Below are 16,756 nucleotides of genomic sequence, written 5' to 3'. Positions count from 1 at the left end.
TCGAGGCCCGCATCGCCTTCGTCGAGGCGCTGGTCGGAGCCGGCCTCAATACGGTAGAGGTCGGCGCCTTCGTCTCGCCCAAGGCGATCCCGCAGATGGCAAGCTCCGACGCCGTGCTGCGCGGCGTTGCCCACATGACCGGCGCCGAATTCCACGTGCTGGTGCCGAACGAGAAGGGCTATGACGCCGCGCGCGCCGCGGGCGCGAAAGTGGTCTCCGTGTTCGCGGCGGCCTCCGAGGGCTTTTCCCGGGCCAACATCAACTGCACCGTCGCGGAATCCATCGAGCGCTTCAAGCCGGTGATGGAACGCGCGAAGGCCGACGGCGTCAGGGTGCGCGGCTATATCTCCTGCGTGCTGGGCTGTCCGTTCGACGGCGAGATCAAGCCGAAGGCCGTTGCCGATCTTGCGAAGACGTTGTGGGACCTCGGCTGTTACGAGATATCGCTCGGYGACACCATCGGCGTCGGCACGCCTGATAAGGCGAAGCAGATGCTGCGCGCGGTCAGCGCCAACATTGCCGCAGCCAATCTCGCGATGCATTTCCATGACACCTACGGCCAGGCGCTCGCCAATCTCTACGCCGGGCTGGAGGAGGGTGTCCGTGTCATCGATGCGGCTGCCGGCGGTCTCGGCGGCTGCCCCTACGCCCCCGGCGCGACAGGCAATGTCGCGACCGAGGACGTCGTCTACATGCTCGACGGCATGGGCCTCAGCACGGGCGTCGACATGGAGAAGCTGCTGGCGGCCACGAACGAGATGAGCGGCGTGCTGGGCAAGCCGCCCGTGAGCCGAGTGGCTTCCGCGCTGAACGCGAAGAGGAAGCGGGCCGCTTCCTAGTCCTCCCGTCATTGCGAGCGCAGCGAAGCAATCCAGAATCTTTCCGATGAGAAAGTCTGGGATTGCTTCGTCGCAAGGGCTCCTCGCAATGACGACAGAGGCGGTCAGGCCGCCTTCAGGCCCACGTCCGGCAGGAGCGGCCGGTTCTTGAGGGCGCGGACCATCATGGCCTCGACCTCGGCCTTCTCCTGCGGCAACAGCGCCAGGCGGGGCGGACGGGTCAGCGCGGTGCCGCGGCCCATGATGTGCTCGCACAGCTTGATGCACTGGACGAGGTCCGGGCGCGCGTCGAGATGCAAGAGCGGCATGAACCATCCGTAGAGCGGCATCGCCTCGGCATAGCGACCGGCCCTGGCTAGGCGAAACAGCGTCTCGCCCTCGCGCGGGAAGGCGTTCGACATGCCGGAGACCCAGCCCACCGCGCCCATGGCGACACTCTCGACGATGACGTCGTCGAGGCCTGCGAACAGCACGAAGCGGTCGCCGATCATGTTCCTTGTGTCGATGAAGCGACGGGTATCGCCTGAGGAATCCTTGAAGCAAACGACGGTCTCGACGTCGGCGAGCGAAGCCAGGATGTCGGGGGTGACGTCGTTCTTGTAGATCGGCGGATTGTTGTAGAGCATCACGGGCAAGTCCGTCGCGGTGGCGACGGCGCGGAAATGCGCGGCGGTCTCGTGCGGCTTCGACGAATAGACCAGCGCCGGCATCACCATGACGCCGTCGATACCGACGCGCGCGGCTTCCTTCGCCGTCTCGACCGCGAAGGCCGTGGTGAACTCGGCGATGCCGCACAGCACGGGCACACGCCCGGCCGCGACCGATTTGGCCGTCTCCATGATCGCGACCTTCTCCTTGCGCTCCAGCGACGTGTTCTCGCCGACGGAGCCGCAGACGATCAGGCCGGAGACGCCGTCACGGATCAGCCCGTCCATCACCTTCGCGGTCGCATCGATGTCGAGCGAGAGATCGTCGTGGAATTGCGTGGTGACGGCCGGGAAGACGCCTTCCCAGGAAACGCGGCGGCTCATGGTCTAACTCCAAGTGAATATGGCGTGTGAATTGGCCGGCGGGGGCTGGGGCCGCCGGCTGTGGTGAAGAGGATGGCGGGTAGGATCAGAGCGTGGCGCCGACCTTGCGCAATTCGGCGAGGACCGGAGCCTTGGGCAGCCAGATCTTGTCGAACTCGGCGATGACGGCCTCGGTGTCGCCGGCCGGGACCTGGCGGATCGGGATCGGGGCGTTCTTGAAGTTCTCGATCAGCGCCGGCTCGTTGCCGGCGAGCTCGTCGATCTGCGCGTCCAGCGTCGATTTCACCGTCTTGGCGATCAGCTCACGGTCGGCGGCCGGCAGCGTCTGCCAGACCCGGCCCGAGACCACCGCTGCCATCGGCATGAAGACGGCATTCATCTGGAGGATCACCTTCGAGACCTTGTCGAAGCGCTGGTTCCAGGAGAATTCGAGATCGGCCTCGAGGCCGTCGACCTGGCCGTTGGCCATGGCGTCGAACACCTGCGGCGTCGGGATCGGCGTCGGGGCCGCGCCCAGCGACGAATAGAAATCGCGATAGACCGGCGTCGGGTTGATGCGCAGCTTCATGCCCTTGATGTCGGCGAGCGAATTCAGGTCCTTGGAGGAGAACACCGCGCGCATGCCGGTGATGCCCCAGCCGAGCCCGATCGTGCCGGTCTCCTGCGGCAGCGCGTCGAACAGCTTCACCGCCGCCGGATGYCGCACGAATTTCGCGACCGCCGGCGTCGAGCGGACGATGTAGGGCGCGTTGATCGCGGCAATGTGCGGCACGCGCGAGCCCAGCTCGGCGGCCTGGATGAAGCCCATGTCGAGCGCGCCGGACTGCAATTGCTGCATCATCGCCGGCTCGTTGCCGAGCTGGCCGGAGTGGAACACGGTCAATGTCAGGCGGCCGTTCGTCGCGGCCTTGAGGTCGTCGCCGAATTTGATTGCGGCCTTGTTCCAGGAATGACCGTTCGGCGTGATCAGGCCGAGGCGGAATTCCTTGGCCTGGGCGAGCGCCAGCGACGGCGCGAACACCGATGCGGCTGCGCTGGCGGCGAGAAAGCGGCGACGTGAAAGCGGCATGGTCGGGCTCCTTTTGGACGGGCCTATTTGACGAGGATCAGCGAGAGCGAGGGGAAGAGCGAGAGCAGCACCAGGAGGACGCAGGAGATGACGAAGAAGGGCAGCGTCACCATGAACATCTTGCCGGGCTTGGCGCCGGTGACCGCGGCCGCGACGAAGAAGCAGAGCCCGACCGGCGGCGACAACAGGCCGAGCACCAGGTTGATCACCACGACGACGCCGAAGTGACGGGGGTCGATGTGGTAGACGTCGGTTGCAACAGGCAGCAGGATCGGCACCGTCATGATCAGGCCGGGGATGCCGTCGATCACAGTGCCGATCACCAGCAGGATGACGTTGCAGATCAGCATGAAGCTGATCGGGTCCTTGGCGGCCGACTGGATCCAGCCGGCGGTCTCCTGCGGCACCTTGYCGAAGATCAGGACCCAGGAGAACACCGCGGCGGCGGCGACGAGGAACAGCACGATCGCCGAATAGATGGCACTGCGCAGCATCATCTGCGGCAGCTGCGAGAACTCGAACTCCCTGGTCCAGTATTTTCCCACCAGCGCCGCAGCGACTGCGCCGACGGCAGCGGATTCCGTCGCGTTGGCGAGGCCACCGAGGATGGTGCCGACGATGACGATCGGGATCAGCAGGGTGGGCGATGTCCGCAGGATCGTCATGACCCGCTGGCGCGGCGTCTGATAGTCGGCGCGGGGATAGTTGTAGATGTATCCCATCAGCGCAATGACGAGGCAGAACATCACGGTGAGGATGACGCCCGGCACGATGCCGGCGATCAGCATGTCGCTGACTGAGACCTGCGCGAGCACGCTGTAGACCACGAACATCACCGAGGGCGGGATGATCGGCCCGAGCATGCCGCCATAGGCGGTCAATCCGGCGGCGAAGGTCTTGTCATAACCCTTCTTCTCCATCTCCGGCACCATGATCTGGGCCATGATCGCGACCTGCGCGGTGGCGGATCCCAGGATCGAGGAGATGAACATGTTGGYGAGGATGTTGACGTAGGCGAGCCCGCCCTTCAGCGAGCCGACGAAAGCCATCGCCATGTCGACGATGCGGCGGGTGATGCCGCCGCCATTCATGATCTCGCCGATCAGGATGAAGAGCGGAATGGCGATCAGGCCGTAACTGTCGACGCCGCCGAACAGCTGGAGCGGATAGGACTGGAACAGCACCGGATTGCCTGATGCGGCGATATAGACGAGGCCGGCGAGGCACAGGCAGAGCCCGATCGGCACGCCGACCAGCATGATCGCGACGAAGGCGGCAGACGTGATCATCAGTTGACCCCGTCGAGCTCGGAGAGCTGAAAGCCCGTCAGTGGCGTGCGCGGGACCAGCTCGAGATCTTCGAGCAGATTGGCGAGGCCATGAACGGTCATCGACACCGCGAAGATCGGCAGCGTCAGATAGAGCACCCAGGTCGGCCAGTTCAGCGTCTGGGTGTGCTCGGTGTAGAGGAAGTTGAAGGTCTCGGCGGCGAGCTTGCGCCCGTCGAAGCCGGCGCGTGCGAGGCCAATCGGGTCCATCCAGAGCACGCAGGTGATGATCAGGGCGACGCCGAACACGACGACGAGGCCGGTCGAGATGACCTTGGCGAGCTTCTGGTGCCGCGGTGAAAGCCGCTCCGTCAGCATTGTGACCGCGAAGTCGAGCCGCAGCCGCGTCATCGCGGACGCCCCGATGAAGGTCAGCCAGACCACGCAATAAACAGCCGATTCATYGATCCAGTAGATCGGGAAGTGCGAATAGCGGGTGACGACGTTCACCAGGATCAGTCCGGTGAGCAGGTACATCAGGCCCATCAGCGCGAGACGTTCGACGGCGAGCAGGGCGCTGGAAGCCCTGACCACAATCCGCCGCGCGCTGAACGCGCCCRCATCCGGCATCGTCCCTTCGATCATCAAAGGCCCCAACCCCCGCAAGATTTCTCGTGCCAAGGCAAAATGTATAATTTATACATTTGAGGTGTCAAACGGAGATTGCGGTCATTTCGGCGGCAGGACGCGCCTTTGCTGGGCACCTGTCTTTTGTGGGATGCCTGGCTTTTGCTGGCCGCCTCAACATGCAAGAGAGGGACCGCTTTCTGCCGGACGAGTCGCAAAGAAAGACGGAAGGTCAGATGAAACAGCCTCTGAAGCATCGCACTCTGTCGGCTGCGATCGTGGACCAGCTCCGGCAGGCGATCCTCGACGGCACCTATCCGGCCGGATCGCAATTGCGCCAGGATGCGCTCGGCGATGCCTATGGCGTCAGCCGCATTCCGGTGCGCGAGGCGCTGTTCCAGCTCGAGGCCGAGGGGCTGGTGCGTATCGTTCCGCAGAAGGGCGCCATCGTCTCGGAGCTGTCACTGGACGAGATCAACGATGTGTTCGACCTGCGCCGCATCCTCGAGCCGCGCCTGCTGGCGCAATCGGCGCCGCGTTTTACTGCGGAGGATTTCGAGGGGCTGGACGACATCCACAAGAGTTTTGAGAAGGCGATCAAGGCGCGCAACGTCAGCGAATGGGGCCAGCTCAACGCCGACTTCCACATGGCGCTCTATGTGCACGCGCCACAACCTCGTACGCGCGCAATCGTGCTGTCGCTGCTCCAGACCAGCGACCGCTATACGCGCCTCCAGCTCTCCAACACCAAGGCAATGGGGACGGCCGAGAAAGAGCACGCCCACCTGATCTCGCTCTGCCGCGCGCAGAAAGTCGAGGAGGCCTGCCGCTTCCTGGAACGGCACATCGAGGCCGTGCGCAAGGATCTGCTGCAGGTGGTGGCCGGCAGCACGATCGCGCCGCGTGCGMGGCAGAAGCGCGAGCAGCGTTTGTAGGGTCGGCGAAGGCGCATAGCGCCGTGCCCACCGTCTACGCGTCGCATATTCTGGTGGGCACGCTACGCTTTGCCCATCCTACCGCAGTTGCGATTGCCGCTACCTGCTCCCGTCCGGTCCCATCACGAGATCCGGCAGCGCGGTCGAGATGCCCGGCACGAAGCAGAGCAGCAGCACCGCGAGCATCATCAGGAGCACGAACGGCAGCGTACCCCAGATCACTTCGCTCAGGGGGATGTCGGGCGCGACGTTGCGGATGACGAAGATGTTGAGGCCGACAGGTGGATGGATCAGCCCCATCTCCATCACGATGGTCATGACCACGCCGAACCAGATGATGTCGAAATTCGCGGCGCGTAAGGGCGGCAGGATGATCGGCGCCGTCATCAGGATGATCGAGACCGGCGGCAGGAAGAAGCCGAGCACGACGACCATGACGAGGATCGCGAACAACAGGCCCCAGCGCGGCAGGTGCATCGCGACGACGGATTCGGCGACCGACTGCGAGATGTGCAGATAGCTCATCACGTAGGAGTAGAGCAGCGACATGCCGATGATCATCATCAGCATGGTCGATTCCCGGATCGTCGACTTCATGATGGGCGCTAGGTCGCTTGGCCGCCACACGCTGTAGATCGCCGCGATCAGCGCCAGCGCCAGGAGGCCACCGAGGCCGGCGGTCTCCGACGGCGTGGCATAGCCGCCATAGAGCGCAATCATGACGCCGGTAAGCAGCAGCACGAACGGGATCACGCGCGGCAGCACGCTGAAGCGTTCGGCCAGTGTGTAGTCGTCGCGAGCGAGGATTGCGGCTTCCGGTCCGCCATTCCTGTAGATGGCTTCAGCGGCTGCATATTCCTGGCGGAAGCGGATCACGGCATAGGCGCCGAACAGGCTGACGAGCAACAGGCCCGGACCGATGCCGGCAAGGAACAAGCGCCCAAGGGACTTTTCCGCCGCGACCGCGAACAAGATCATGGTGATCGAGGGCGGCAGCAGGATGCCGAGCGTGCCGCCGGCGGCGATGATTCCGGCGGCAAAGCCGCCGGAATAGCCGCGCTTGCGCATCTCGGGGATGCCGGCCGAGCCGATCGCCGAGCAGGTCGCTGGGCTCGAGCCCGCCATCGCCGCGAACAGCGCGCAGGCGAACACGTTGGCGACGCCGAGCCCGCCGGGGATGCGGTGCAGCCAGGCATGCAGGGCCAGGTACAGATCCTGGCCGGCGCGCGACTTGCCGATCGCCGCGCCCTTCAGGATGAAGAGCGGGATCGACAGCAGCGTGATCGAGGCCATTTCCTCGTAGACGTTCTGCGTCACCGTATCGAGCGAGGCCGATGGCATGTAGATGCCCATGAACACGACCGCGACCGCGCCGAGCGCGAAGGCGATCGGCATGCCAGAGAACATCACCAGCAGCGTCGCAATCGCGTAGGCGAGGCCGATACCGAAAACGCTCATGGACGCTTGGCTCCTGCGAAAGGCAGCGCAAGCTGCACGAGAATCTGGACGCAGAGCAGGCTCATGCCGAGCGCCATCAGCGAATAGGGAATGGCGAGCGGCGGCGACCACATCGAGTTCGAGACCTGACCATCGACATAGGCCTCATGGGCCAGCGTCCAGGACTTCCAGGTGAAGAAGGCGCAGAACAGGAATGTCGCGGCATCGACCAGCCAGAGCCGGATCCGGTTCGCCAGCGGCGAGAGCAGGCCGACGAAGGCCTCGATGCCGATATGACCGCGGTTCTGCTGCACATAGGCGGCCGTCATGAAGGTCGCCCCGACCAGCAGGAACACGGCGGCCTCGTCCTGCCAGTAGTTGGCGGCCTTGAACAAGGCGCGGCTCAGCACGCTATAGCTCAGGATGGCGCAGGCCGCGACCAGCGCGATCGCTGCGAACACGATGATGATGCTGTTGAGGATGGCGAGACCGCGATCGATCGCCGCCGCAAGGCCGGTCCTTGCGGCAGCGTTGGCCTGGTCGTCACGATCCGGAAGCGGACCGTGGCTCATGCCGAGACGTCGGAGGCGAGCTTGAGCAGGTTCGCGGCGGTCGCGGTCTTGGCGCCGTAGTCCTTCCACGCGGTGTCGCGGGCGATGTCGCGCCACTTGCCGACGGTCGCTGCATCGAGCACCGAGACCTTGGCGCCGGCCTTCTCGTAGACCTTGGCGACCTCGACGTCATCGTCCTGCGCGCCCTTGCGGCCGAAGGCTTCGAGCTCGGCGCCGACTGCGAGCAGCACGTCCTGCTGGTTCTTCGGCAGCTTGTCGAAGATCGCCTTCGACATCATCAAGGGCTCGAGCATGAACCAGTAGGAGGCACCCGCGCCCGAGGTCAGCGACTTCGCGACCTCTTCGAGCCGGAACGAGATCAGGCTGGTGGAGGAGGTGAGAGCGGCGTCGCAGGCGCCGGTCTGCATCGCCGCGTAGATTTCGTTCGAAGGCACCGACAGCACCGAGGCGCCGGCGGTCTGGAGCACCATGTCCATCTCGCGCGAGCCGCCGCGCACCTTCATGCCCTTGGCGTCTTCAGGCGCGACGATCGGCTTGGAGCGGCTGGCGAGGCCGCCGGCCTGCCACACCCAGGTGAGCAGGATGATGCCCTTGTCGGCGAGGAAGTCGGAGAGCGCCTTGCCCACCGGCTCCTTCTTCCAGCGCATGCCCTGGTCGTAGGTGGTGACGAGGCCCGGCATCAGGCCGATATTGGTCTCCGGCAGTTCGCCGCCGGCGTAAGGCATCGGATAGAGGCTGATGTCGAGCGCGCCCTTGCGCATCGCGGAGAACTGCGCGTTGGTCTTGATCAGCGAGGAGTTCGGATAGATCTCAGCGGCAATGTCGCCATTGCTGCGCTTGGCGACTTCGGCGGCGAACATGCGGCAGAGCCGGTCGCGGAAATCGCCCTTGTCGATGGTGCCGCCGGGGAATTGATGAGAGATTTTCAGCGTGGTGGCGGCATGCGCGGTGCCGGTGCCGAAGCGGAGAATGGCGGGTGCGGCGACGGCGGTCGCGATCAGGTGGCGGCGCGTGAGCATGGTGTGATCCCCTTGAACGCTTCTTTGAACGGTTCTTGTTTGGTGTGATTTGGGTCGGGCCTTGTGAGACCGCCGCATAGGCCCATCCTATCCGGTCTTTCGCCCGATGTTCTCTCATCTGATAGTTCGAGACCGAATGCCGCGGCAAGTGTCGACCGTGCTGCGCTGCACACTTCCGATCCCCGCAGGCTATGCCGAACGACGGACCGCGGCGGGCGCGCAGAAATTTATCAGCGACCGCGTAACAACGTCGCGTGGCAATCCGTCGAGATTGAATAGCGGCGTCCGTCGCTGACAAACACCATCTCGAAGGGAAGACTAGTCATGACCATTCGCACCCGCATCGCGCTCGGCGTCTCCGCTGCCGCTCTCTCGCTTGGCCTGGCGCTGTCGCCGGCCGCCTTTGCCCAGGACAAGATGGGCAAGGAGGACGGTATGATGAAGAAGGAGACCATGTCCAAGGACGGCATGAAGAAGGATGCCATGACCAAGGACGACGGCATGAAGAAGGATCACATGTCGAAGGACGGGATGAAGAAAGACGACGGGATGATGAAGAAGAACTGATCTTCGGTCGTCGCGAGAGGCGTTTGCGCGAGGCAGACGCGCGCTCTCGAACGTCCGGGGCGGTCAGGTGGACCGCCCCGGAGCAATGTCTCGGTTCAAGTTCAATTGAACGTGATTTTTGAACGTTACTTGCGCTTGGCCTTGCGGGCGGCGTAGCGGGCGTCGCGCTTGGCCTTCTGTTCGGCCTCGAGCGCAGCCGCGTTGGCGGCCGCTTCCTCGGCCTCGCGCGCAAGCCGCGCGGCTTCGGCGGCCTTGGCTTCTTCCTCAAGTCGCTTCTGCTCGGCCCTTTCGGCCTCGCGCGCAGCCTTTGCCTCGGCGCGCTTGGCCGCGAGCGCCTCGCGCTCGGCACGCTTCGCCGCAACCGACGGATCATCTGGCCCGGGCTGGGATTTGAATTTGTTCAAAAGATTTTTGCGGGCGTCTTGCGCCGCCTTTTGCCGGTCTGCAAAACCGGGTTCCCTGAATCCACTCATCGACGAGCCTTGTCTTCCTCGCTTTCGACCCTACATCACTGCGTGTTGGTACGTCGGCTGGGCATAGCAGGCGCCACGCGACGCACATGCGTGTACATCGCCGTGCGCCGCAACGCCACCCAATTCGCAGCCGATCAGGTAGACGAAAATCGCCCACCGACGATCTCTCGTAGCCCGGAAAAACTGCCGAATTGTGATGTCCCTCATAAGGGAGCATGTGGAGCGGCGCCTAGCGTCCGCGCCAGCAAGACGGAGCACGGGCATGACTACCTTCCGATTGGGCCTGAAGGCGCTTGCAATCACCGTCGTGGTGGTCGCTGTGGCGGCCGCCGCGCTGCTGCTCGCTCGTCCGCGGCCGATCGAAAGCGCCGTGCTCGGCGCCGGCTGGGAGTGCAGCCAGACCGCATTCGTGCTCACGACCTGCGCACCACGCGTTCGTGAAGCGGTCCCCGCCGTCGAAACCTCGCGCAAGGATGCGATCCGGGCGACCCGCGGCTGAACCGGAACTGATTGCGATGTGACGCGACGCCGCAGAGGTGTTAAAGCCGGCTCGCCCCCGCGATCAGTCCGTCATGACCAAGCCCGAGTCTGAGTCCAACCCCGAGCCAAGCCCCGAACCGGGTGAAAAGCCCAGATCCGCGCCAAGACCTCAATCCGGTGACAACCGCCGCGGCGCGGTCGCCGGCCTGATCATCGCGATCGTGATCCTCGGCGTCGGCTGGTGGCTTGCCCGCGATCTCACCGCCGCCAGCAAGATGCAGGACTGCCTGATGTCGGGGCGGAGCAATTGCAACGTGATCGAGCCGGCCCGCTAGCAGCGCTCAAACACGTCCGGTAGAGCCAAAAAATGCCGTGATCTTAATCATTTGTAACGCGACTTCGCCGATCAGGCAGGTCAGTTATGTCAGCCGGCATCAGCCCAGCGCGCGGCGAATCGTCTATCGCGCTGGGACCACGGCAATCGAAAGAGTAGGGGGTCAAGCACGCATGAGTGCGTCCAGCCACATGAAGATCATCATTCCCTTGGTTTCGGCCATGTCGCTGCTCGCGCTCTCGGCGCAGGCGCAGGAGGCCCGGCCGCCGAAGGACCCCGGCCAATCGCCGGCAGGGCCAGCCGCGGGCGCACCGCCCCAGAACAATCAGAACATGCGCAAGGGCCCGCCGCCGCAGCAGGCGGCCCGGCCTGCGCCGCAGCCCGGCGGCCAGCCCCATGCGGGACCCGGTCATGCGGGTCCTGGTGCCGGCCCAGCTGCCGGTCCGGCTCCCGGCCCGCGCAATGCGGGCGGTCCGCCGCCCGGTCGTAATTACGCCAGGGGTCCCGCACCGGCGCGCGACTGGGGCGGACACGCCTATCGCGGTAATGTTGCCTGGGATGGCGGTCGCTGGCGCCACGAGGTCCACAACGGCCGCTCCGGCTGGTGGTGGGACGTCGGCGGCGTCTGGTATTATTATCCGCAGCGGATGGCCGGTCCGCCCGGCTATATCTCGGAGGAGTATTACGACGACGTGCCGGTGGCGTACGCCCCGCCGCCCGTCGCCTACGAACCGCCGCCTCCGCCGCCGCCGGCCGATCCCGGTGCGAGCGCGCTTGGCGGTGCCATTGTCGGCGGTGTGCTCGGCGGCCTGATCTCGGGTAACGCGTCGGGCGCGGCCGCAGGCGCCGTGATCGGCGGCGCTACCGGCGCGATCGCCGGTGCGACGGCTGCCTCGCGTCCCGGCTACTATCTGGCCGAGGGCAATTGCTACTACCGCTATCCGAGCGGCCAGTATGTGCAGGCCGATCCCCGCGCGTGTTACTGAGTTTCCGGACAGCTCTGAAACGAAGAGGCGGGCGAAAGGCCCGCTTCTTTTTTGTCCCGGTTTGTCATCTTGGGCCGCGGCAGAATGACTGATCGCCTCGCGCCTCAAGACACCAGCCAGGTCATGAACGCCATGAGGCCCCAGACCAGGCCCGCGATCCACGCCAGCATCACGATGCCGATGGTCGCAAGAAAGGTGACGCCGAACACGTCGGTCCTTTTCCGCTGTGTGGGGACGTGAGCTTCGGCTGCAGCTTCTCGTGTCATGACCGCAAGACCACTCGTGCTTTCTCCCGCCTTTGGGAGCACTGAGATGTTCTAGCCGAGACGCCGGGCGCAGGCTGTGACGCAGTTCACATCCGTCTGAATGACGCCGGGTCTCACGGTTTCGTGCGGTATGGGCGTCGCACGGTCGGCGTGGGCGTTCTGAAACCGCGGGTGCAGTTTCATATCGTGTACAATTTCAGCGTGTTGAAATAGCTGGCGACAACGCTGGTTATCCGCATTCATACGGACGAAATTGCCATGCACTTGTCCAGATCGGACGGCTAGAATCCGCCCCATGTGTAACACGTACGATCCACAGCACGAAGCCGAGGCGGCAATGAAGCGCGCCGCGGCATCAGAAGGCCCGGACCGGCAAAGACTCATCGAGCTCGCCATTGCCTGGCATCAGCTGGCCCGCGACCGGCGCGACGATGAACCGACGGACTAGTCGGATTCAGCCGACGATCGCCGGCCGAAACCTTTCGCCTTCGATCCACCGCAAGCGTTGCTCGCCTCGCGCTGCATGAGCTGCAGCCAACGTGCTGACCGTGATCCGTTCCAGGCTGCTGTCAAACGCCGCGATCGATGCCAACCGGTTTCGGCCTGTGCACGTAGTCCAGGATGCATGGTCGATCCGCCGAACGGCGGTTCTGGTCGCTCCCGCCCGCCAGCGAACGAACGGCGAAGGCCAGCTGATGCTGGCTCGCCGCGACATTCATGATGGAAGCTTGTGCCATCTCGAGGTGTTTTGCCATCCCGCCGGAGTTCAAGTCCACGCCGGCATCGATCGCCAAGAACGACATTGCAGCGACGGCAATTCCGGACGCGACGGCCATTCCTGTCCATTCAGATGACGGCATCACAGAAATCTTCGACACCATTTCGGCATGCAGGATAGATAGGACTCTCTCGTCGCCTGGACAGGCCTGCGCACGCTTTCTTGAAGTGCGACAGATTTGCAAATCACGTTGCCACGGAGATCGCGGGCCGGGATGATTTCCGGCTCTGCCGTCGGCTCGGCCAAGCCCGAATGAAGCCAATCCGCTCGAAGAGCAAGAGAGGACTCGAACCTGCAGTGCTCGGAGACATCCACAACGTGATCAAGGGCAGGTCGCCGCCGCGCGCTACCGGAAGCTGTATGCCACGATTTCCTAACCCCAAAGAGATATTCAACTTATGATATACTTTGCTATTCTATTCCCGCATTCTTGGATTGATCCCCCTGGATGCATCGGAACGATCGCCTAGCCAACCTCACCCCTGCGGTTGGCTAGGCACTTTCATTTCGATCAGGGTCTCTTCCATCTTCCATCGCGCGGCCGCTTGCCAAATCGAATCCGCTCGCGCGACGGCGGTTCGCGCCGGTCGTGCAGTAAGCATTCGGCATGAGCAGCGGATATCGTATCCGCACGTCGCAAAATCGCTGCACTCTATCAATGGCTTCCAGAGCGTGTTGCGCCCGTGTTACGTCGCTTGTAGCTGTTTGTAATCGCAGTGATTTGCTTCAACGTGCTCATGGGTCGCGTGGATCGCGCGGCAGCGGGCTTCCAGGTTCAACACGGAGACACTGCGCATGGGCGAACGTATCGCCAATCACCGTTGCCAGTTTGCCGCCATCCAGAACGATGGCGCGTTGAGCTATTGCGTGCTGGCGGCGCGTCTCTCGATGCTGCACGGAGCGCCGCGCAACACGGTTTGGCATCGAGAACGAAGCCAATACGGCAGCAAGTTATTGATTTACGGGTTGAAAAACTGGCGATCCCAGCAGGACTCGAACCTGCAACCCGCGGAGTAGAAATCCGCTACTCTATCCAGTTGAGCTATGGGACCGTCTTGAGGCTGGGTCGGGCCGGCCTCGGCTACCGCCTGCCGGTCTTCTATCACGCCAAATATGAAAAATCCGCACGTTCGCCAAGCCTGAACCGAACCGTTTTCCTCAAAGCCGCGACAAAGCGGAACGGTGGGGTGTCAGGGTGCCGGGTTGAGCGGCAGCGGACTGGACGATGGATCGCATCGCCGGGAACGCTGGTCAGCTTCCGGGACACCGCCGCCGGTCGATTGGTCGGGTATGGCTGCGCCATCAGGACGGCGTGCGCGGTGATATCTTGATCGGTCTCCTCTGGGCTTGCCTTGTCATGGCGAATGCGACGATTTGCACCTCTGGTTCCATCGCCTTGAGTCCGTCACCTTTCCGCGCACTTCATTTGCCGCCGCGGCGTTCGTCCGCGATTTCCGGGAGTCCATCATGATCGGTCTGGTTCGCGCCGTCACACTCTGCGCCGCGCTGGCGCTCGGCCTTAGTGCCGCGCAAGCTGCTGACAAGGCCTTCAAGCGCGACGATCTCGCTGATTCCTCGATCAAGCTGGAGGCCCAGATCAAGAGCGAGGCGGGGCCGGTCGCCAAGACCGGCGCGACGCTGCGCACGGACGCCGACGCCGCTTTCAAGCGCAGTGATTTCCGTGCCGGCCTGTCCGTGCTCGGCCAGATCGCCGCCACGACGCCTGAGGATGCCGGCAACTGGCTGCGGCTTGCCAAGGTGATCTTCCAGATATTGCCGAAGAACTCGAGCGAGCAGACGTTCCTGCTGGAGCGCGCCTCGACCGCCGCCTACATCGCCTATATGCGCGCGGGCAATCCGGGCGAGGAGGCCGACGCGCTTGCGGTGCTCGGCAAGTCGCTGGCCGAGCGCAAGCTGTGGCGGCCGGCGCTGGACGCGCTGCGGCTGTCGCTGGACATGCGCGAGGTCGCCGACGTCCGCGGCCAATACGAGAAGATGCGCGACGAGCACGGCTTCCGCCTGCTCGACTATACCGTGGATTCGGATTCGGCCAGTCCGCGGGCCTGCTTCCAGTTCTCGGAAGAACTCGCCAAGCGCACCGATTTCGCGCCGTTCCTCGCGCTGGCGGGCCAGGACAAGCCGGCGCTGTCGGCCGAAGGCAAGCAGCTCTGCGTCGACGGCCTGAAGCACGGCGAGCGCTACAACATCAACTTGCGCGCCGGCCTGCCGTCCACGGTGAAGGAGGGGCTGCCGAAATCGGCCGAGTTCAACGTCTATGTGCGCGACCGAAAGCCCTTCGTGCGCTTCACCAGCCGCGCCTATGTGCTGCCGAAGACCGGCCAGCGCGGTATTCCCGTGGTCAGCGTCAACACGCCCGCGGTCAACGTCAACGTCTTCCGGATCGGCGACCGCAACCTGATCAACACGGTGGTCGACAGCGATTTCCAGAAGACGCTGTCGCGCTACCAGCTCTCGGATCTCGGCGCCGAGCGCGGCGTCAAGGTCTGGTCCGGCGAGCTCGCGACCGCGATGACGCTGAACCAGGACGTCACCACGGCGTTCCCGGTCGACCAGGCGCTCGGCGAGCTTCAGCCGGGCGTCTATGTGATGACCGCCGCGGCCAAGGGCCCGGGCTCGGACGACGAGTCCCAGCTCGCCACGCAATGGTTCATCGTTTCCGATCTCGGGGTGTCGGCCTATTCCGGCAATGACGGCATCCACGTGTTCATCAACTCGCTGGCCTCGACCGATCCAGTCGGCAAAGCCGAGGTGCGGCTGGTCGCGCGCAACAACGAGATCCTGGCCACCCGCAAGACCGACGAATCCGGTCACGTGCTGTTCGAGGCCGGCCTTGCGCGCGGCGAGGGCGGCCTGTCGCCGGCGATGCTGACGGTCACGGGCGAGAAGGCCGACTACGCCTTCCTCAGCCTCAAGACGAGCGCCTTCGATCTGTCCGACCGTGGCGTGGCGGGCCGCGCAGTGCCCGTTGGCGCCGACGCGTTCGTCTATGCCGAGCGCGGCGTCTACCGCTCCAGCGAGACCGTCTATCTCACCGCGCTGCTCCGCGACGGGCAGGGGAATGCCATCACCGGCGGGCCGATGACCCTGGTGGTCGAGCGCCCTGACGGCGTCGAATACCGCCGCGCCGTGCTGTCCGACCAGGGCGCCGGCGGCCGCACGCTGTCCGTGCCGCTCAACTCGGCTGTGCCGACCGGGACCTGGCGGGTGCGCGCCTTCACCGACCCGAAGGGCTCCTCAGTGGGCGAAACCACCTTCATGGTCGAGGATTACGTCCCCGACCGGATCGAATTCGACTTGTCCGCCAAGGACAAGCTGATCAAAGCTAACGCTCCAGTGGAGCTTAAGGCCGACGGTCATTTCCTCTACGGCGCTCCGGCCTCGGGCCTCCAGCTCGAAGGCGACATGCGGATCGCGCCCGCTTCCGAACGGCCTGGTTTTGCCGGATATCAATTCGGCGTCGCCGACGAGGAGACCACCTCGAACGAGCGCACGCCGCTGGAGAACCTGCCCGAGTCCGACGCCAATGGCGTTGCCACCTTCCCGGTGACGCTGGACAAGCAGCCGGCTTCGACCCGCCCGCAGGAAGCGCAGATCTTCGTCCGTATGGTCGAGACCGGCGGCCGCGCCGTCGAGCGCAAGATCGTGCTGCCGGTCGCGCCCGCGACCGCCATGATCGGCATCAAGCCGCTGTTCGGCGACAAGAACGTCGCCGAGGGCGACAAGGCCGAATTCGACGTCGTGTTCGTCTCGCCCGAGGGCGAGAGACTGCGCCGTGACGGCCTGCGCTACGAGCTCCTGAAGATGGAATCGCGCTATCAGTGGTATCGCCAGAACAATTACTGGGAGTACGAGCCGGTCAAGTCGACCTCGCGCGTCGCCGACGGCGATCTCATCATCGCCGCCGACAAGCCGTCGCGGGTCTCACTCAGCCCGCAGCCCGGCCGCTACCGGCTCGACGTCAAGTCGAACGACGCTGACGGCCCGGTGACCTCGGTGCAGTTCGACGTCGGCTGGTATTCCGACGGCAGCGCCGACACGCCGGACCTGCTGGAGAC

The 16,756-nt window shown here is 64.5% G+C and carries 16 protein-coding genes and 1 tRNA gene; 7 read left to right on the top strand and 10 right to left on the bottom strand.

The window, feature by feature from the left end:
* On the top strand, positions 1-839 hold an 839-nt coding region (locus AC1D00_RS03745; protein ID WP_477009712.1), incomplete at its 5' end, for a hydroxymethylglutaryl-CoA lyase.
* Positions 840-943: 104 nt separating this feature from the next.
* Here AC1D00_RS03745 and AC1D00_RS03740 read toward each other — a convergent pair.
* The 4 genes from AC1D00_RS03740 to AC1D00_RS03725 all read right to left on the bottom strand — a co-directional run bounded on the left by AC1D00_RS03740 (position 944) and on the right by AC1D00_RS03725 (position 4,836).
* Positions 944-1,870, bottom strand: a complete 927-nt coding sequence (locus AC1D00_RS03740; protein WP_477009711.1) for a dihydrodipicolinate synthase family protein — start codon at positions 1,868-1,870, stop codon at positions 944-946.
* A gap of 85 nt (positions 1,871-1,955) precedes the next feature.
* Positions 1,956-2,939, bottom strand: coding sequence for a TRAP transporter substrate-binding protein (locus tag AC1D00_RS03735; RefSeq protein WP_477009710.1), 984 nt, complete (start codon positions 2,937-2,939; stop codon positions 1,956-1,958).
* A gap of 23 nt (positions 2,940-2,962) precedes the next feature.
* On the bottom strand, positions 2,963-4,228 hold the full coding sequence (locus AC1D00_RS03730) for a TRAP transporter large permease (RefSeq protein WP_477009709.1): 1,266 nt from the start codon (positions 4,226-4,228) through the stop codon (positions 2,963-2,965).
* A complete protein-coding gene (locus AC1D00_RS03725) occupies positions 4,228-4,836 on the bottom strand; it encodes a TRAP transporter small permease (protein WP_477009708.1) in 609 nt (202 codons plus the stop codon). The genes AC1D00_RS03730 and AC1D00_RS03725 overlap by 1 nt, the downstream gene beginning before the upstream one ends.
* Before the next feature lie 233 nt (positions 4,837-5,069).
* Here AC1D00_RS03725 and AC1D00_RS03720 point away from each other — a divergent pair, with 233 nt between their 5' ends.
* Positions 5,070-5,768 (top strand): GntR family transcriptional regulator, encoded by a 699-nt coding sequence (locus tag AC1D00_RS03720; RefSeq protein WP_404556269.1) that lies wholly within the window; start codon positions 5,070-5,072, stop codon positions 5,766-5,768.
* 99 nt (positions 5,769-5,867) lie between these two features.
* Here AC1D00_RS03720 and AC1D00_RS03715 read toward each other — a convergent pair whose 3' ends face one another.
* From AC1D00_RS03715 to AC1D00_RS03705, 3 genes are read right to left on the bottom strand one after another with little or no spacing between them, the layout of a single operon-like run.
* Positions 5,868-7,226, bottom strand: coding sequence for a TRAP transporter large permease (locus AC1D00_RS03715; protein WP_477009707.1), 1,359 nt, complete (start codon positions 7,224-7,226; stop codon positions 5,868-5,870).
* Complete coding sequence (locus tag AC1D00_RS03710; protein ID WP_135173672.1) at positions 7,223-7,777, bottom strand: TRAP transporter small permease; 555 nt, start codon at positions 7,775-7,777, stop codon at positions 7,223-7,225. Before AC1D00_RS03710 ends, AC1D00_RS03715 begins: the two co-directional genes overlap by 4 nt.
* Positions 7,774-8,796, bottom strand: coding sequence for a TRAP transporter substrate-binding protein (locus AC1D00_RS03705; protein ID WP_135173673.1), 1,023 nt, complete (start codon positions 8,794-8,796; stop codon positions 7,774-7,776). Before AC1D00_RS03705 ends, AC1D00_RS03710 begins: the two co-directional genes overlap by 4 nt.
* Positions 8,797-9,120: 324 nt before the next feature.
* Here AC1D00_RS03705 and AC1D00_RS03700 point away from each other — a divergent pair, with 324 nt between their 5' ends.
* The gene (locus tag AC1D00_RS03700; protein ID WP_404556271.1) at positions 9,121-9,363 is read left to right on the top strand and encodes a pentapeptide MXKDX repeat protein; all 243 of its coding nucleotides are present in this window, start codon (positions 9,121-9,123) and stop codon (positions 9,361-9,363) included.
* Between the two features lie 125 nt (positions 9,364-9,488).
* On the opposite strand, the gene AC1D00_RS03695 is transcribed toward AC1D00_RS03700, so the two are convergent.
* Positions 9,489-9,836 (bottom strand): DUF6481 family protein, encoded by a 348-nt coding sequence (locus tag AC1D00_RS03695; RefSeq protein ID WP_135173675.1) that lies wholly within the window; start codon positions 9,834-9,836, stop codon positions 9,489-9,491.
* Between the two features lie 262 nt (positions 9,837-10,098).
* Here AC1D00_RS03695 and AC1D00_RS03690 point away from each other — a divergent pair, with 262 nt between their 5' ends.
* The 3 genes from AC1D00_RS03690 to AC1D00_RS03680 all read left to right on the top strand — a co-directional run bounded on the left by AC1D00_RS03690 (position 10,099) and on the right by AC1D00_RS03680 (position 11,636).
* Complete coding sequence (locus AC1D00_RS03690) at positions 10,099-10,335, top strand: hypothetical protein (protein ID WP_167770617.1); 237 nt, start codon at positions 10,099-10,101, stop codon at positions 10,333-10,335.
* A 73-nt stretch (positions 10,336-10,408) separates the two neighbouring features.
* The gene (locus AC1D00_RS03685) at positions 10,409-10,651 is read left to right on the top strand and encodes a membrane protein (protein WP_477009706.1); all 243 of its coding nucleotides are present in this window, start codon (positions 10,409-10,411) and stop codon (positions 10,649-10,651) included.
* Between the two features lie 172 nt (positions 10,652-10,823).
* The gene (locus AC1D00_RS03680) at positions 10,824-11,636 is read left to right on the top strand and encodes a hypothetical protein (protein WP_477009705.1); all 813 of its coding nucleotides are present in this window, start codon (positions 10,824-10,826) and stop codon (positions 11,634-11,636) included.
* An 835-nt stretch (positions 11,637-12,471) separates the two neighbouring features.
* Here AC1D00_RS03680 and AC1D00_RS03675 read toward each other — a convergent pair.
* Together AC1D00_RS03675 and AC1D00_RS03670 are read right to left on the bottom strand one after the other, a co-directional pair.
* Positions 12,472-12,783: a hypothetical protein gene (locus tag AC1D00_RS03675; protein ID WP_477009704.1), complete on the bottom strand. Its 312-nt coding sequence runs from the start codon at positions 12,781-12,783 to the stop codon at positions 12,472-12,474.
* An 872-nt stretch (positions 12,784-13,655) separates the two neighbouring features.
* Positions 13,656-13,732, bottom strand: a tRNA-Arg gene (locus tag AC1D00_RS03670).
* 415 nt (positions 13,733-14,147) lie between these two features.
* On the opposite strand from AC1D00_RS03670, the gene AC1D00_RS03665 reads away from it, so the two are divergent.
* Positions 14,148-16,756, top strand: a 2,609-nt coding sequence (locus AC1D00_RS03665; RefSeq protein WP_477009703.1) for an alpha-2-macroglobulin family protein, incomplete at its 3' end; no start/stop codon positions are given.

Source organism: Bradyrhizobium sp. P2_E8, from assembly GCF_056403875.1.
This window is presented reverse-complemented; position numbering and strand designations above follow the sequence as displayed.

Excerpts from the sequence above, each read along its gene's own strand:
- AC1D00_RS03740 (WP_477009711.1), bottom strand. The coding sequence starts at position 1,870 with ATGAGCCGCCGCGTTTCCTGGGAAGGCGTCTTCCCGGCCGTCACCACG.
- AC1D00_RS03715 (WP_477009707.1), bottom strand. The coding sequence starts at position 7,226 with ATGAGCGTTTTCGGTATCGGCCTCGCCTACGCGATTGCGACGCTGCTG.
- AC1D00_RS03710 (WP_135173672.1), bottom strand. The coding sequence starts at position 7,777 with ATGAGCCACGGTCCGCTTCCGGATCGTGACGACCAGGCCAACGCTGCC.
- AC1D00_RS03705 (WP_135173673.1), bottom strand. The coding sequence starts at position 8,796 with ATGCTCACGCGCCGCCACCTGATCGCGACCGCCGTCGCCGCACCCGCC.
- AC1D00_RS03700 (WP_404556271.1), top strand. The coding sequence starts at position 9,121 with ATGACCATTCGCACCCGCATCGCGCTCGGCGTCTCCGCTGCCGCTCTC.
- AC1D00_RS03695 (WP_135173675.1), bottom strand. The coding sequence starts at position 9,836 with ATGAGTGGATTCAGGGAACCCGGTTTTGCAGACCGGCAAAAGGCGGCG.
- AC1D00_RS03690 (WP_167770617.1), top strand. The coding sequence starts at position 10,099 with ATGACTACCTTCCGATTGGGCCTGAAGGCGCTTGCAATCACCGTCGTG.
- AC1D00_RS03685 (WP_477009706.1), top strand. The coding sequence starts at position 10,409 with ATGACCAAGCCCGAGTCTGAGTCCAACCCCGAGCCAAGCCCCGAACCG.
- AC1D00_RS03680 (WP_477009705.1), top strand. The coding sequence starts at position 10,824 with ATGAGTGCGTCCAGCCACATGAAGATCATCATTCCCTTGGTTTCGGCC.
- AC1D00_RS03675 (WP_477009704.1), bottom strand. The coding sequence starts at position 12,783 with ATGGTGTCGAAGATTTCTGTGATGCCGTCATCTGAATGGACAGGAATG.